This window comes from Variovorax soli NBRC 106424, assembly GCF_001591385.1.
GTDB classification, from domain to species: Bacteria; Pseudomonadota; Gammaproteobacteria; order Burkholderiales; family Burkholderiaceae_C; genus Variovorax; species Variovorax soli.
Map to the genome: position 1 here is coordinate 1 of NZ_BCUU01000039.1, position 15754 is coordinate 15754.

Genomic DNA, 15754 nt, shown 5'->3' on the forward strand with positions numbered 1-15754 from the left:
GCCAGGCGCAGGCCGCAGCGCTCGGCCGCGAAAGCCAGCGCCAGGCGCGGCAGCCGGAGCCGGTGGCCCAGCGACTCTCCTTCCAGCAAGCAGCTGTCGGCCTGGGCCACGTCGCCGCGCAGGCGCAGCAGGCGCGAGCGCGTGAGGTAGCCGGCGGTGGTCATCTCGGCCAGGCCATGGTCGTCCACATAGGGCAGGCCCACTTCCAGGTAGTCCTGGGCGGCAGCGAGCTCGCCGCGCTCGTAGCAGACCTCGGCCGCCAGCAGCGCCAGCATGGAGCCCGCGTAGGAGGCCAGCCCCAGGCTGCGTTCCACGATGGCGACGCCCGCGCCAACCTGCGCCATGGCCTCGTGGTAGTCGCCGCGACGCATCGCCGTCATCACGGCCAGGGCGGCCGCCCAGGCCAGGCCGTAGTCGGCATGCGACTCGCCAAAGGCGCGGCGGGCGATCGCCAGAGCCTGCTCGCCCTGCTCGAAGGCATCGGTGGCGCAGCAGCCGCTGGCCAATACGTTGGCTACCACGCCGGTGCAGAAGGCGTCGGCGCGCGGCCAGCTCTTGAGCCAGGTCTCGGCGCTGCCCTTGGCCTGCAGCGGCTCGCCCACGTGCGCCCAGTAGACGCAGCGGATCATCTCGACCATGCAGCGCAGCTCGTCGTCGCCGGTCTCGCCGCAAGCCTGCTCCAGCGCGCGCAGCTCGTGCTCGGCTTCGAGGTAGCGGCGGGTGAGCACCAGCGACCAGGCATGGCCGACGCGGATCTTGGGCCGCGCATGCACCAGCTGCTGCGGCAAGCGCGCCAGCCAGCCCAGCAAGGTGGCATGTTCGCCGCGGTGCTGCACCAGCTCGGCGGAGAAGTCGGCCACCAGGTCGGCGGCCCGCTCGAAGTCCTGCGCGTCGAAGGCATGGCCGATGGCCTCGTGCAGCAGGCCCTGGCGCTGGAACCAGGCGCTGGCGCGCAGGCTGATGGCGCGGCCGGCATCGGTGGGCCGCTCGCGGCTGCGTCCGCGCAGGTAGTCGGCGAACAGGTGGTGGTAGCGGAACCAGGTGCGGCTGCGGTCCAGCCCCGATAGGAACAGGTTGCGCGCCTGCACCTCGGCCAGCATGGCGCGGCTGTCGCTGCGGCCCAGCACCTCGTCGCACAGCTCGGCGCAGAAGCGCTCGAGGCCGGCAGTGTCGAGCAGAAAATCGCGCAGATCGGGCCGCAGGCTGTCGAGCACATGCTCGCCCAGGTAGTCGGTGATGTCGCGGTCGGTGCCCGAGAAATCGCTCACGAAGGCGCCGCGGTCGCCGCTTTCGCGCAGGGCGAGCGAGGCCAGTTGCAGGCCGGCGATCCAGCCCTCGGTGCGATGGTGCAGCGCCTTGAGCTGCGCCCGCTCCAGCGGCGCGCCGCTCACGCGGCCGACGAAATCGGCCGCCTCGTCCAGCGCCAGGCCGAAGTGCGATGCCTCCAGCTCCAGCAGTTGATTGCGCACCCGCCATTGGCTCAGCGGCAGCGGGGGGCGCGTGCGGCTGGCCACGACCACGCCCACGTTCGGCGGCAGGTGCCCCACCAGCCAGGCGACATGCCGGTGCACGCCCTCGTGCTGCACCAGGTGGAAGTCGTCGAGCACCAGCAGCAGCTGGCCCGTGCAGGCACTCAGGTCGCTCAGCAGCGAGGCGGCCATGGTGTCGGACGCGGCCAGGCTGCCGCCCGCGGTCTGCGCCAGCACGCTGCGCCCGAGGCGTGCGTCGGCATGGTTCAGCGCCGCGGCCAGGTAGCGAAAGAAGAGCAGCGGGTCGTTGTCCTGCGCATCCAGGCTCAGCCACGCGACGGTGATGCCGTGCGGCTCCAGCTGCGCCACGAACTGCGCGAGCGCGGTGGTCTTGCCGTAACCCGCCGGGGCGATGACGCTGACCAGCCGCTTGCCCAGGCCCGTGTGCAGCAGGGCCGAGAGCCCCGGGCGCGCCAGCAGCGTGGAAGACGAGAGCTGGGGCGCCACGAGCCGAGACTCCACCAGCACGCCGGCCGATGCCTTCGATGCGGCTGCTTCGGCGGCGGATCGGCGAGGCCGTGCCATGGCGGAGGGCTCCTGCATGCGTTGAGCGGGCCTTTCAGTGTGCCTGATACAGCGTGACCACGCACGCCCCGCCCAGGCCCAGGTTGTGCTGCAGGCCCAGGCGCGCGCCTTGCACCTGGCGCGCCTCGGCCGTGCCGCGCAACTGGTGCGTCAGCTCGAAGCACTGCGCCAGCCCGGTGGCGCCCAGCGGATGGCCCTTGGACAGCAGGCCGCCCGACGGGTTGGTCACGACCTGGCCGCCGTAGGTGTTGCGGCCATCGGCAATGAAGGCGGCGGCCTCGCCCTCGGCGCACAGGCCCAGCGCCTCGTAGCTGATGAGCTCGTTGTGGGCGAAGCAGTCGTGCAGCTCGACCACGTCCAGCTCTGCCGGCCCGACGCCCGCCGCTTCGTAGACCTGGCGCGCTGCCGCCTGGCTCATGCCGTAGCCCACCAGGGCCATCATGTCGCGGCTGTCGAAGGTGTCCGGCGTGTCGGTGGTCATGGCCTGGGCGCGGATGGAGACGTCGGTGCGCAGGCCCTGGCGGCGCGCGAAGTCCTCGCTCACCAGCACCGCCGCCGCCGCGCCGCAGGTGGGCGGGCAGGCCATCAGCCGCGTAAGCACGCCGGGCCAGAGCATGGGCGCGTTCATCACGTCTTCGGTCGTCAACTCCTGGCGCAAGAGCGCCAGCGGGTTGCGCGCCGCATGCCGGCTGGCCTTGGCGCGAATGGCCGCGAAGGCTTCGAGCGGCGTGCCGTGGTTGCGCATGTGTGCCAGGCCCGCGCCGCCGAAGTAGCGCAGCGCCAGCGGCAGCTCTGGCATGCCGACCAGGTCGGCCGCGAGTGCGTCGAATTTCTCGAAGGGGCTGGGCCGGTCGTCGAACACGGTGCCCAGCGCGCCGGGCTTCATCTGCTCGAAACCCAGCGCCAGCACGCAGTCGGCCGCGCCGCCTTCGATGGCCTGCCGTGCCAGGTACAGCGCGGTGGAACCGGTCGAGCAGTTGTTGTTGACGTTGACCACCGGGATGCCCGTCATGCCCAGGCCGTAGAGCGCGCGCTGCCCGCTGGTGGAGTCGCCATACACATAGCCCGCGTAGGCCTGCTGCACGGCTTCGTAGCCGATGCCGGCATCGGCCAGCGCCAGTTGCCCTGCCCTCGCGCCCATGGCCGGATAGGGTTCGTTCGCCCCCGGCTTGACGAAGGGGATCATGCCCACGCCGGCGATGAACACGCGCCGACTCATTGGCTACCTTTCTGCAGCATCGCGGCCCGCACGTCCTTCTTCATCACCTTGCCGACCTTGGAACGCGGCAGCTGCGGCCAGAACTCCACCTGCTTGGGCGCCTTGACGCTGCCGATGCGCGCCTTGACGAAGGCCATCACTTCCTCGGCCGCCAGGCTGCAGCCCGGCCGCAACTCCAGCACTGCCACCACGCGCTCGCCCCACTTGTCGTCGGGCAGGCCGATGACGGCGCTGTCCTGCACGTCGGGGTGCTGCATGAGGGCGGATTCCACCTCCACCGAATAGACGTTGAAGCCGCCCGTGATGATCATGTCCTTGGCCCGGTCGACGATGTAGAGAAAGCCGTCTTCGTCCAGGTAGCCGATATCGCCCGTGTGGTGCCAGCCGTGGCGCGAGGCCTCGGCGGTGGCGGCCGCGTCCTGGTAGTAGCCGGCCATCACCAGCGAGGAGCGCACCACGATCTCGCCACGCTCGCCGCTGGGCAGCAGTTGGCCATTCGCATCCATGGTGGCCACCTGCACCAGCGGCCCGGGCCGGCCGGCGGAAGACAGGCGCTGGCGCGCCACCGTGCCGTCGGCGTTGAAGTGCTCGGCCGGCGGCATCATCGAAATCATCATCGGCGCCTCGGTCTGGCCGAAAAGCTGCGCCATCACCGGGCCGATTTTTCCCAGCGCCTCTTCCAGCCGCGCGGCTGCGATGGGCGCGGCGCCATACCAGAAGCATTGCAGCGAATCGCGCCGGGTGCCGGCCAGCTTTTCATGCTGCAGCAGCATGTAGATCAGCGTGGGCGGCAGGAAGGTATGGGTGACGCGATGGCGCTCGATGAGCGCGAGGAAGTCACCCAGGTCCGGTTTGGGCATGATGACGATTCGCCCGCCCAGTGCCATCACCGGCAGGCACAGCACACCGGCCGCATGGGTGAGCGGCGCCAGCGCCAGGTAGCAGGGCCGGCCGCGGAAGGGATAGCCCATGAGCGTGAGGGCCGACATGGTCTCCAGGTTGCGGCCGGTGAGCATCACGCCCTTGGGCCGGCCGGTGGTGCCGCCGGTGCCGGCGATCATGGCCACGTCGTCGGGCGGCGCAATGTCGATGGGCTCGTCGGCCAGGCCCTCCAGCCATTCGTCCATGGACGGGGCGAAGGGCTGCTGCTGGTCCAGGCACACCATGGCGCGCAACTTCGGAAGCTGCGCGCGCATCTGCTCCACCATGGGTGCGTAGTTGCCGTGGAAGACCAGGCAGGCGCAGTCGAAGGCATCGAGCACATAGGCGTTCTCGCTCGCCTCGTTGCGCGGGTTGATGGGGCACCACACGCAGCCCGCGCGCGAAATGCCGAACACGGTGGCGAAGGCATGCGCATCGTTGCTCGACAGCACCGCCACCTTGTCGCCGGGCCGGATGCCGGCGCGCTGCAGGCCGCGCGCCACGCGCCAGCTCAAGCGCTGCACCTGCGCATAGCTCAGGTCGCGCTCGCCCATCGTGAGGCAAGGCGAATCGGCGCCCAGCTGGGCGCCCTTGTCCAGGTAGTCGACGAGGCGCACTTCGCGTCAAGCCATATGGCGGGTGATGACCGGTGACTGCACCAGCCCGAAGCTGCGCAGCGCGCCCAGCAGCTCGTGATGCCCGAAAGCCTGGCAGCCCGAGGCGAAGCCCGCACGGCGCGGCGGCTGCTGCAGCAGCGTGGCCGCGGCATAAGCCTGCAGCAGCCCGGTCTGCTTGTAGTTGCAGTTGCCGAAGATCACGCAATGCACCCGGCCCAGCGGCCCGCTCGCATGCACCGAGTCGACCGACTTGTTGATGCGCGGGTTCTCGCGCGGCGGCATGGTGTTCATCACGCCGGCCGCGGTCTGGGCCAGCGCCGCGTAGCGGTCGTCGTCGTTCATGCCCTCGGTGGCCTTGAGCGCCGCCGCCACGATCTGCGGCACGCCCATCATCAGCGGCTTGTTGAACACGCCGCCCAGCACCTTGACGTTGGCCACGCGCGGATCGCGCCTGAACCACACCGGGTGCGAGGTGCCGCCCCAGGGCAGCGCCAGCGCCATCTCGTGCTGACCCGGAATGGCCAGCTGGTACAGGCCCGCATCCGGCTGCCACTCCTTGTACTGGTTCTGCTCCAGGTAGAAGGCCTTGGAGGTCGCCGCGTTGACCAGGATGGTCTGCGTCGACGCGATGGTGGGGCTGCCGCCCCAGAACACCGCGATGTCCAGCGTGTCCAGCCCCGGCGTCTCCAGGCACAGCTGGGCCGCGATCTCCCCAGTCGTGTACATCTGGGCCAGGCCCGGTGACAGCAGCAAACCCTTGTCGGCGAACTTGGCGCCCCATTCGTTGTCCAGCGTGATGAGCCAGTCCTGCTCGCCGGTGGTGTCGGTGTAGTGGCATCTGGCGGCCAGGCAGGCCTCGACCACTTCAGGGCCGAACCGGGCGAAGGGGCCCACGGTGTTGAGCACCACCGAGGCGCCGGTGAACAGCTCGGTGAGCGCCTTGACCGAATGCGCCACCTCCACCACCTCATAGCTCGCGGTCTCGATGCCGGGCACGTTGGACTTCATCGCCGCCTCGATCTTCTCGGCGCTGCGGCCTGCGGCAATGAAGGGGATGTTGTATTCGCGCAGGTATTCGCACACCAGGCGCCCGGTGTAGCCCGAGGCGCCGTAGACCACTACTGGTTTCTTGCTCATTGCACTTGTCTCCTTGGAATTGGGTTGCTGCGTTCACAGCAGCGACGAACTGATGCCGCCGTCCAGCACGAAGCCGCTGCCGTTGGAAAAGCTGGAGCGTTCCGAGGCCAGGAACACGGCCAGGTGGGCCACCTCTTCCACCTTGCCGTAGCGTCCCTGGCGCTGCGCCACCACCGCGCCGAAGTCGGGCAGGTTGAGCTGCGCCTCGAACTCGGGGATGTGCGAGGTCACCAGCTCGGTGTCGATGAAGGCCGGCAGGATCGCGTTGACCCGCACCTTGTGCGCGCGCAGCTCGATGGCCGCCGTCTGCGTGAGCGAGACCACGCCCGCCTTGGCCGCCGCATAGCTGCCGATGAGCGGGCACGCCGCCTTGGCCGTGACCGAGGCCATGTTGACGATGCAGCCGCCGCCCGCCGCGATGATGGCCGGCGCCGCATGGCGGATGCACAGGAACACGCCGTCCAGGTTGACCGAGGTGACCTCGCGCCATTCCTCGTAGCTGGTGGCCACCAGCGGCGCCACGCGTGCCACGCCGGCATTGGGCACCATGATGTCCAGGCGGCCATGCCTGGCCACCGCCGCGTCGACCAATGCCTGGACCTGCGCCGAGTCGCGCACGTCGCAGGCCACGGCCATGGCACCGCCGGGCAGCGAATCGGCCACCTTCTGCGCCGCGGCCGCGTCGATGTCGGACACCACCACCTTCGCGCCTTCGGCGGCATAGGCTCGCGCCACCGCCTCGCCCAGGCCGCGCCCCGCGCCGGTGACGATGGCGACCTTGTCTTGCAACAACTTCGTGCTCATAGCAATCCGGCGGAAAGCCCGCCGTCCAGGATGTAGTGGGAGCCGGTGGTCCAGCTGGCGGCGTCGGAGGCGAGGAACGCAACCATCTCGGCCACCTCCTGCGGCGTGCCCAGGCGCCCCTGCTTGGCGGCGACCAGGGCATCGAAGGGAACGCCCACGGCGGCTTCGACCGTGGGAATGAGGCGCTCCACCATGGCGGTGCCCACGAAGCCCGGGCACACCGCATTGACGCGCACCCCGGCCGGCTTGAGCTCGGCCGCCGCGGTGCGGGTGAGCTGCAGCACCGCCGCCTTCGAGGCCGCATAGCAGCCGAAGAGCGGTACGCCGTTGGTGCCCGCCAGCGAGGAGATGTTGACGATGCTTCCCCGCCCCGAGGCCACCAGCGCGCCCAGCGCCTCTTTCATGCCCAGGAACACGCCCTTGACGTTGATGGCCATGAGCCGCTCGTATTCATCCTCGCTGTGGTCCAGCAGCGGCTTGACGATCTCGATGCCGGCGTTGTTGATGAGCGTGTCCATGCCGCCGAAGGCCTGCGTCGTGGCCTCGACGGCGCGCCGCAGGTTGGCCGCCGAGGTCACGTTGCAGCGCACCGAGCGGGCCATGGGCCCGATGGCGTCGGCCGCCTTGGCCGCGCCCGCCTCGTCGATGTCGGCAAGCATCACCTGCGCACCGCGCTGGGCGAACAATCGGGCAATGGCCAGGCCCAGGCCCTGCGCCGCACCCGTCACGAGGGCTCGTCGGCCCTGCAGTTCGATCATGGGGTTGTCTCCTGTCCGCGTTCGGTTCACGCGTGACAGGAATTGCATCAGCGCGGGCGCTGGCGGGGCCCCAACAAAAGGTTGGTTTTTCTTGCTGCGACGCAGCAGCGGGCAGGGTTAAGCTGCGCCCGCGCCGCATCCGGCGACTCGCCATTCACACCACGAAGGAGCTACACGCCCATGTTCCCCAAGAAAATCCTCGCCCTGGCCACCGTCGCGCTGGCCGCGCTCGGCTTCACGCACGCCTCGCAGGCCGGTCCGCGCCTGGACAAGGTCATGGAAAGCAAGGTGCTGCGCGTGGGCACGCCGGGCGACTACCGGCCCTTCGCCATCAAGGCCGATGCCGGCTTCGCGGGCCATGACATCGACGTGATCGAGGCCATGGCCAAGGAGCTGGGCGTGAAGGTGGAATACGTGCAGACCAGCTGGCCGAACCTGATGAAGGACATCCAGTCCGACAAGTTCGACGTGGCCGTGGGCGGCATCACCCGCAACGTGACGCGCATCCGCCAGGTGGCCATGCTGCCGGGCTATGCGCCCTTCGGGAAGGTGGCCCTGGTGCGCGCGGCCGACAAGGCCAGGTTCACCAAGCCGGACGACCTCAACCAGCCCGGCGTGCGGGTGATCAAGAACCCGGGCGGCACCAACGAGGCCTACGTGCTGGCCAACCTGAAGGCCGCGCAGGTGAGTACGCACGAGAAGAACGCGGAGATTCCCGGCCTGATCGCCGAAGGCAAGGGCGACGCGATGATCACCGAAACCTACGAGGCCCTGCACTACAGCAAGGCCGACCCGCGCCTGTACGCCGCCTACCTGGACGCACCGCTCACGCCCACCAACTGGCTGGGCTTCATGCTGCCCGCGGACGACGCGGACTACACGCGGGTGATGGGCTTCACCTGGGACCTGCTGGACAAGCGCGGCACGCTCAAGCAGGCCGCGGACAAGTGGCTGAAGTAGGAGCATTTCTCCTTCCCCCTTTGGGGGAAGGCCGGGATGGGGGCATGGGCTGCGCCGGCAATTGGCGCCGTGCGTGCCCCCACCCAACCCTCCCCCAGCGGGGGAGGGCTTCAATCAAGAGTCGACGGGACGGGAGCGCACGTCGGTCACGTCCGCCACGCCGGGGCGGCCCAGGTTGGCCACCGGGCTGCTCACGGATTCGCCGCGCGCACGGGCGGCGGTGACGTCGGCGGCAGACGGCTCGCCCTGGCGGGCCGCCGCTGCACGAAAGCGCTCGAAGCCCTGCCCCGGATGAAAGCGCATGACCCAGGGGTTGACCGGCTGCCCGGTCAGCTTGGCCCAGCCATAGCGCAGGGCCCACAGTGCCGCCAGCAGCAGCACCGCAAAGGCGATGCTGGCGGCGAACACCAGGCCCATCAGGAACAGGGCGACGCGAAGTAGGAAATTGAACATCCGTGTTTAGGCTGCCTCGACCGCCCCAGGTTCCCCGGTTTTCACGAAACCGAACTGGCCGGGGCTGCGGATCGGGTCCGTTTCCACCCGGATCGTATCCTTGGGCGCGAACGCCCCTTCCAGCAGCAGCTTGGACAGCGGGTTCTCGATGCGGTGCTGGATGGCCCGCTTGAGCGGACGCGCGCCGAACACCGGATCGAAGCCGACCTTGGCAATTTCGGCCAGCGCCGCCGGCGTGACCTCCAGCGCCAGGTCCATCTTCGCCAGGCGCGCCTGCAGCACCTTGAGCTGGATCTGCGCGATGGCCTCGATGTTCTTGGCGTCGAGCGCGTGGAACACCACCGTCTCGTCAATGCGGTTGAGGAACTCGGGGCGGAAGTAGTTCTTCAGCTCTTCCCACACCGCGTCCTTGATCTCCTCGCCCGGCCGGCCGACCATCTGCTGGATGATCGGCGAGCCGATGTTGCTGGTCATGACGATCACCGTGTTCTTGAAGTCCACGGTGCGGCCCTGGCCATCGGTCAGGCGGCCATCGTCCAGCACCTGCAGCAGCACGTTGAACACGTCCGGGTGCGCCTTCTCCACTTCGTCGAGCAGCACCACGCTGTAGGGCTTGCGGCGCACCGCCTCGGTGAGGTAGCCGCCTTCTTCATAGCCCACGTAGCCCGGGGGCGCACCGATGAGGCGCGCGACCGAGTGCTTCTCCATGAACTCGCTCATGTCGATGCGGATGAGGTGGTCTTCGCTGTCGAACAAAAAGCCCGCCAGCGCCTTGCACAGCTCGGTCTTGCCCACGCCCGTGGGGCCCAGGAACAGGAACGAACCCGTCGGGCGGTTCGGGTCGGACAGGCCCGAGCGCGAACGGCGGATGGCGTTGGACACCGCGGCAATCGCCTCGTCCTGGCCCACCACGCGTTCGTGCAGCTTGTCTTCCATCTGCAGCAGCTTCTCCCGCTCGCCCTGCATCAGCTTGGACACCGGAATGCCCGTGGCGCGCGCAACCACCTCGGCGATCTCTTCCGAGCCCACCTGCGTGCGCAGCAGCTTCGGGCCGCTGCCGGCGCCGCCCTTCTTCTCTTCGGTGGCGAGCGCCTCCTTCAGGCGCTTTTCCAGGCCCGGCAGCTGGCCGTACTGCAGCTCGGCGACCTTGTTGAAGTCGCCCTTGCGGGTGAACTCGTCGATCTGCGTCTTGAGCTTGTCGATTTCCTCGCGCACCTGCGCGCTGCCCTGGGCCTGCGCCTTCTCGGACTGCCAGATCTCTTCCAGGTCGGCGTATTCCTTCTGCAGGCGCTGGATCTCTTCCTCGATGAGGGCCAGGCGCTTTTGCGAGGCTTCGTCCTTTTCCTTCTTGACGGCTTCGCGCTCGATCTGCAGCTGGATGATGCGGCGGTCGAGCCGGTCCATCACCTCGGGCTTGGAGTCGATCTCGATCTTGATCTTGGCCGCGGCCTCGTCGATGAGGTCGATGGCCTTGTCGGGCAGGAAGCGGTCGGTGATGTAGCGGTCGCTCAATTCGGCCGCAGCCACGATGGCCGGGTCGGTGATCTCCACGCCGTGATGCACTTCGTACTTTTCCTGCAGGCCGCGCAGGATGGCGATGGTGGCCTCCACGCTGGGCTCGCCCACGAGGATCTTCTGGAAGCGGCGCTCCAGCGCGGCGTCCTTCTCGATGTACTTGCGGTATTCGTCCAGTGTGGTGGCGCCCACGCAATGCAGCTCGCCGCGCGCCAGCGCCGGCTTGAGCATGTTGCCCGCGTCCATGGCACCCTCGGCCTTGCCGGCGCCCACCATGGTGTGCAGCTCATCGATGAAGACGATGGTCTGGCCTTCTTCCTTGGCCAGCTCGTTCAGCACGTTCTTCAGGCGCTCCTCGAACTCGCCGCGGTACTTGGCGCCGGCCAGCAGCGCTGCCATGTCGAGCGAGAGCACGCGCTTGTCCTTGAGCGTGTCGGGCACCTCGCCGGCCACGATGCGCTGGGCCAGGCCTTCGACGATGGCGGTCTTGCCCACGCCGGGCTCGCCGATGAGCACGGGGTTGTTCTTGGTGCGGCGCTGCAGCACCTGGATGGCGCGGCGGATTTCCTCGTCGCGGCCGATGACCGGGTCGAGCTTGCCCAGGCGGGCGCGCTCCGTGAGGTCGAGCGTGTATTTCTTCAGGGCTTCGCGCTGGCCTTCGGCGTCGGCGCTGTTCACGGCCTGGCCGCCGCGCACCGCGTCGATGGCGGCTTCGAGCGACTTGCGGGTCAGGCCGTTGTCCTTGGCCAGCTTGCCGATGTCAGCCTTGCTGTCGGCCACGGCCAACAGGAACAATTCGCCAGCGATGAACTGGTCGTTGCGCTTGATGGCCTCCTTCTCGGTGGCCTGCAGCAGCTTGGCCAGGTCCTGGCCGACCTGGACCACGTCGTGGCCCTGCACCTGCGGCAGCTTCTTGATGGCGGCCTCGCTGGCCTTGATGAGCCCGGGCACATTGGCGCCTGCACGCTCCACGAGCGCGCGCGGGCCGTCGTCCTGGCGCAGCATGGCCAGCAGCAGGTGGACCGGCTCGATGTAGGCGTTGTCATTCCCCAGCGCGAGCGATTGGGCGTCGGCCAGGGCTTCCTGGAATTTGGTGGTGAGTTTGTCTTGGCGCATTTGGCTTGATTCCTGCAATCAAAATAGGGGTTTGCCGGGCCGATTCAAGGGTGCCGCAGCATCCAGGGCGGCTTTTTGATCCATCTCAATCAACAACAACCGAAAGCATTGGAGTCGACGATGTCCTTTTCAAGACGTGGTGTACTGACCGCAGCCATGGCCCTGGGGCCCCTCTGCGCGCTGCCCGGGCTGGCCAAGGCCCAGGGCAGCGGCACGCCCATTCGCATCCTGGTGGGCTTTCCGGCCGGCGGTGGCACCGATGCCATTGCCCGGTTGCTGGCCGAGAAACTCAAGGACGAACTGGGCTCGCCCGTGGTGGTCGAGAACCGCGGCGGCGCGGGCGGGCAGATTGCCGCGCAGGCGCTGAAGGCGGCCACCCCCGACGGGCACACGCTGTTCCTCTCGCATGACCACAGCATCTCCATCCTGCCCCAGGTGGTCAAGAACCCCGGATTCAACCCCGCGAGCGACTTCGTGCCGGTGGCCGGCTTCGCCACGTTTGCCAACGCGCTGGCCCTGGCGGGCGGCACGCCGGCCAAGTCGATGCCCGAATACGTGGCCTGGGTACGCAACAAGAGCGGCGGCAAGGACACCATCGGCATTCCGGCGCCGGCGTCCATCCCGGAGTTCCTGGTGAAGATGGTGGGCGAGAAGTACAAGCTGGACCTGCAGAGCGCCCCCTACCGCGGCAGCGCACCGATGATGGCCGACATGCTGGGCAACCAGATCCATGCCGGCATCGGCTCGGTGCCCGACTTCATCGAGAACCACAAGGCGGGCAAGCTGCGCATCGTGGCCACCATCGGCGCCAAGCGCCAGGCGCTCTTGCCGCAGGTGCCCACCTTTGCCGAACTGGGCTTCACCAACCTGGACGACCTGCCCTACTACGGCATCTTTGCGCCGGTAGGCACGCCGCAGGCCTTCATCGACCGCTTCGGCGCGGCGCTGGCCAAGGTGGTGGCCATGCCCGATGTGAAGGAGCGGCTGACCGCGCTGGGCCTCACGGTGGGCTACGAACCGCAGGGCCAGTTCTCCGGGCGCGTGCGGACCTACACGCAGACCTGGGAGCGCATCATCAAGGCGAGCGGCTTCAAAGCGCAGTAGCTGCTGCGCGCCCCCAGGCGCTGTTGAATCAGGCGTTCGTGGACTCGATGCCCCAGCGGGCCAGCGCCTTGTCGTCGGCCACGCGGGCATCGACCCAGCGCGCGCCTTCGGGCGTGTCTTCCTTCTTCCAGAACGGCGCCTGGGTCTTCAGGTAGTCCATGAGGAACTCGCAGGCCTGGAAGCTTTCGCCGCGGTGGGCGGAGGTGACGGCCACCATCATGATCTGGTCCAGCGGCTGCAGCAGGCCCACGCGGTGGATCACCCGGGCGCCCAGGATGTCGAAGCGCCGGTGCGCCTCGTCGATCATGGCCTCGATGGCTTTTTCGGTCATGCCGGGGTAGTGCTCCAACTCCATGGAAGCCACCGCACTGCCATCGTTGCGGTCGCGCACGGTGCCGATGAAGCTGCACACCGCGCCCACCTGGGCGTCCTGGCCGCGCAGCGCCGCGATCTCGGCCTGCAGGTCGAAGTCCTGTGTCTGGATGAAAACGCGCGGCTGGCTCATGGTCCGAATTGTGGCACCTGGGAGAAACCGCACCCGGGTCGATAAGATGAGGTCGACACCGGGAGCCCAGACATGTCACTCACTCTGCTGCTGCGCTGCCGCGATCTCGAAGAGACGCGCGAGTTCTATCACGCGGTGCTGGGCTTCCACACCATGGAGTCGGCGCAAAGCACACTCACTGTCGAGAAGGAAGGCGGCAAGCTGATCTTCACCACACAGGACCTTTGGGCCACCGGGCCCGGGTTCTCGGGCACCATCTATTTCTCCGTGGCCGATGTCGAAGGCTTCTGGAACGCGGTCAAGGACAAGACGCCGGTCGCCTGGCCGATTCAGGACATGCCCTACGGCGCCCGCGAGTTCGGTCTGCGCGACTGCAACGGCTACCTCCTTGCCTTCCGGCAGGCGGAGTAGCCCGATCGCAACACCGTCGGCCGCACGGGGCCGTTACACTGCCGCCATGCCCGCCCGCATTGCCCAGCTGCCAGCACCCTCGTTTGAGGGCTGTGCATCCGTGCTGGTGCGCATCTCGGGCAAAGCCTCCAAAAAACCTGAGCTCGTCTGACCGGAGCTCCGGTTCCGTCGTCGGATGAGCGACGGAACCGGCTGGTTTTCCTCACCCCATTTCCCCGCCTGTGCTGTGCGCGCGTTCGACGATGGTTCTTCCATCGGTCGATTCATCCTGTTCGAAACAAAGGACTTCGCGTGCAACCACAGCAACCCACTTCAAGCGCCGCCCCGGATTTCTCCGGCCTCTGGATTCCCCTGGTCACACCCTTTCGCGGCGGCGCGGTGGACCACGCGGCGCTGGCCGCCCTCACCCGCCGCCTGGCCGCCACCGGCATCGCCGGCTTCGTGGTCTGCGGCTCCACCGGCGAAGCCGCCGCGCTCGATGAAGACGAGCAGCTGGCCGTGCTCGACACAGTGATCGAAGCCGCGCCCGAACTGCCGCGGATGATGGGCGTGAGCGGCTACCACCTGGGCAAGATGCTGGCCTGGGTCGACCGCCTGTTCTCGCGGCCGCTGGCCGGGCTGCTGGTGCCTGCGCCGAGCTACATCCGCCCGTCGCAGGCCGGCTTGATCCATTGGTTCGAGACGATTGCGCAGGCCAGCGAGGCGCCGGTCGTCGTCTACGACATTCCCTACCGCACCGGCGCCACGCTGTCTCTCGAGACCCTGCTGGCGTTGGCGGCGCATCCGCGCATCCGCGCCATCAAGGACTGCGGCGGCGATGCCCGCAAGACGCAGGCGCTGATCACCGACGGCCGCCTGCAGGTGCTGGCCGGGGAAGACGGGCAGATCTTCACCACCATGGCCCTGGGCGGCGCCGGCGCGATTGCGGCCAGTGCCCACCTGAAGACGGAGCGCTTCGTGCAGGTGATCGACGACATCCGGCAAGGCCGGCTGGCACGCGCCCGCGAACACTGGCAGCCCCTGCTGCCGCTCGTCGAGCTGCTGTTCGCAGAACCGAACCCCGGCCCGCTCAAGGCGGCGCTGGCGCACGAAGGTTGGATTGCCGACGAACTGCGCCTGCCGATGACGCCGGCAGGCGCTTCGCTGCGGGTGCAGGTGGAGCAGGCGCTGCGCCGGCTCTAGAAGCGGCCACGGCTCAGTTGTTCAGGCGGATGTCGAAGGCCTTGACGATGGCGCCGTTGCGCTCGTACTCGGCCTTCACCGACTGGGCCAGCTTGTCGGCCGGCTGGTCTTCGACCGGGTCGAAGCCGTTGGCGGCCAGGCGCTCGCGCACCTTGGGGTTGGCGCCGATGCGCGCCAGAGCCGCGTGCATCTTCGCGACGAGTTCGGGCGAGGTTCCGCTGGCGGCGATCACGCCCATCCAGTTGCCGAAGTCCAGCTCCGGATAGCCCTGCTCCGCCATCGTGGGCACGCCGGGCAGCTGAGGCGAACGCGACTTGGCCGCCACGCCGAAGACCTTGAGCTTGCCGCTGGCAATCATCGCCTTGGAGGTGGTGAGGCCGTCGAACATGACCGGAATGCGGCCGGCCATGAGCTCGACCAGCGCCGGCGGCGACCCCGGGAAGGGCACGTGCTGCAGGTCCAGGCCCGCCTTCTGGCTGAAGATCAGCCCGGCGTACTGCGAACTCGTGCCGGCGCTGTAGGACGCGAAGTTGCCGCCCGGGTGGCTCTTGAAGTAAGCCACCAGGCTCTTCACGTCCGTGGCCGGCAGCGTGGGCGAGCCGACCAGCACCATGGTGCCCTTGGCCAGCGCCGCGACCGGCGTCACGTCCTTGAGCGGATCGAAATTGCTCTTGAGCACATGCGGCACCTCGGTCAGCACGTTGCTGGCGCACACCAGCAGCGTCTGGCCGTTGGCCGGCGCGGCGCGCAGCGCCTGCACGGCGATGGCACCGCCGGCACCGGGCTTGTTCTCCACCACCACCGGCTGGCCGATCTCGGCGGACAGCTGGTCGCTGATCAGGCGCGCGAACACGTCGGCCGTGCCGCCGGCCGGCGCGGGCACCAGCAGCTTCACGGGCTTGTCGGTCCACGCCAGCGCGTTCTGGCCGGCCAGCAGGGCTGCGGCGGCCAGGGCGAGCGCGCAGCGGCGGTTGATGAGGGCGGTGGGGAATTTCATG

The 15754-nt window shown here is 68.5% G+C and carries 14 protein-coding genes; 4 read left to right on the forward strand and 10 right to left on the reverse strand.

What is annotated here, in order from left to right:
• The 6 genes from VSO01S_RS13220 to VSO01S_RS13245 all read right to left on the reverse strand — a co-directional run.
• The coding region (locus VSO01S_RS13220) for a winged helix-turn-helix domain-containing protein (protein WP_153305260.1) at positions 1–2054 on the reverse strand (2054 nt) is incomplete at its 3' end.
• A 34-nt stretch (positions 2055–2088) separates the two neighbouring features.
• A complete protein-coding gene (locus VSO01S_RS13225; RefSeq protein ID WP_068643101.1) occupies positions 2089–3273 on the reverse strand; it encodes a lipid-transfer protein in 1185 nt (394 codons plus the stop codon).
• Complete coding sequence (locus VSO01S_RS13230; RefSeq protein ID WP_068643103.1) at positions 3270–4811, reverse strand: acyl-CoA synthetase; 1542 nt, start codon at positions 4809–4811, stop codon at positions 3270–3272. Before VSO01S_RS13230 ends, VSO01S_RS13225 begins: the two co-directional genes overlap by 4 nt.
• Positions 4812–4817: 6 nt before the next feature.
• Positions 4818–5948, reverse strand: a complete 1131-nt coding sequence (locus VSO01S_RS13235; RefSeq protein WP_068643105.1) for a DUF5938 domain-containing protein — start codon at positions 5946–5948, stop codon at positions 4818–4820.
• Positions 5949–5981: 33 nt separating this feature from the next.
• Positions 5982–6752, reverse strand: a complete 771-nt coding sequence (locus tag VSO01S_RS13240; RefSeq protein WP_068643107.1) for an SDR family NAD(P)-dependent oxidoreductase — start codon at positions 6750–6752, stop codon at positions 5982–5984.
• A complete protein-coding gene (locus VSO01S_RS13245) occupies positions 6749–7510 on the reverse strand; it encodes an SDR family NAD(P)-dependent oxidoreductase (protein ID WP_068643109.1) in 762 nt (253 codons plus the stop codon). The genes VSO01S_RS13240 and VSO01S_RS13245 overlap by 4 nt, the downstream gene beginning before the upstream one ends.
• A 180-nt stretch (positions 7511–7690) precedes the next feature.
• Between VSO01S_RS13245 and VSO01S_RS13250 the strand changes: the two genes are divergently transcribed.
• Positions 7691–8470: a transporter substrate-binding domain-containing protein gene (locus tag VSO01S_RS13250; RefSeq protein ID WP_068643110.1), complete on the forward strand. Its 780-nt coding sequence runs from the start codon at positions 7691–7693 to the stop codon at positions 8468–8470.
• Positions 8471–8584: 114 nt separating this feature from the next.
• Here VSO01S_RS13250 and VSO01S_RS13255 read toward each other — a convergent pair whose 3' ends face one another.
• Together VSO01S_RS13255 and clpB are read right to left on the reverse strand one after the other, a co-directional pair.
• Positions 8585–8923 (reverse strand): hypothetical protein, encoded by a 339-nt coding sequence (locus VSO01S_RS13255; RefSeq protein WP_068643112.1) that lies wholly within the window; start codon positions 8921–8923, stop codon positions 8585–8587.
• A gap of 6 nt (positions 8924–8929) precedes the next feature.
• The gene (gene clpB, locus VSO01S_RS13260; RefSeq protein WP_068643114.1) at positions 8930–11554 is read right to left on the reverse strand and encodes an ATP-dependent chaperone ClpB; all 2625 of its coding nucleotides are present in this window, start codon (positions 11552–11554) and stop codon (positions 8930–8932) included.
• Positions 11555–11674: 120 nt separating this feature from the next.
• On the opposite strand from clpB, the gene VSO01S_RS13265 reads away from it, so the two are divergent.
• On the forward strand, positions 11675–12658 hold the full coding sequence (locus VSO01S_RS13265) for a Bug family tripartite tricarboxylate transporter substrate binding protein (RefSeq protein ID WP_068643116.1): 984 nt from the start codon (positions 11675–11677) through the stop codon (positions 12656–12658).
• 28 nt (positions 12659–12686) lie between these two features.
• Here VSO01S_RS13265 and VSO01S_RS13270 read toward each other — a convergent pair whose 3' ends face one another.
• Entirely contained in the window at positions 12687–13163 is a 477-nt protein-coding gene (locus tag VSO01S_RS13270) for a molybdenum cofactor biosynthesis protein MoaE (protein WP_068643118.1), read from the reverse strand.
• Between the two features lie 72 nt (positions 13164–13235).
• Here VSO01S_RS13270 and VSO01S_RS13275 point away from each other — a divergent pair, with 72 nt between their 5' ends.
• Together VSO01S_RS13275 and dapA are read left to right on the forward strand one after the other, a co-directional pair.
• Positions 13236–13574, forward strand: a complete 339-nt coding sequence (locus VSO01S_RS13275; RefSeq protein ID WP_068643120.1) for a VOC family protein — start codon at positions 13236–13238, stop codon at positions 13572–13574.
• Between the two features lie 291 nt (positions 13575–13865).
• A complete protein-coding gene (gene dapA / locus VSO01S_RS13280) occupies positions 13866–14756 on the forward strand; it encodes a 4-hydroxy-tetrahydrodipicolinate synthase (protein WP_068643122.1) in 891 nt (296 codons plus the stop codon).
• A gap of 13 nt (positions 14757–14769) precedes the next feature.
• On the opposite strand, the gene VSO01S_RS13285 is transcribed toward dapA, so the two are convergent.
• Positions 14770–15753 (reverse strand): Bug family tripartite tricarboxylate transporter substrate binding protein, encoded by a 984-nt coding sequence (locus tag VSO01S_RS13285; protein ID WP_068643124.1) that lies wholly within the window; start codon positions 15751–15753, stop codon positions 14770–14772.
• Position 15754 lies beyond the last annotated feature (1 nt).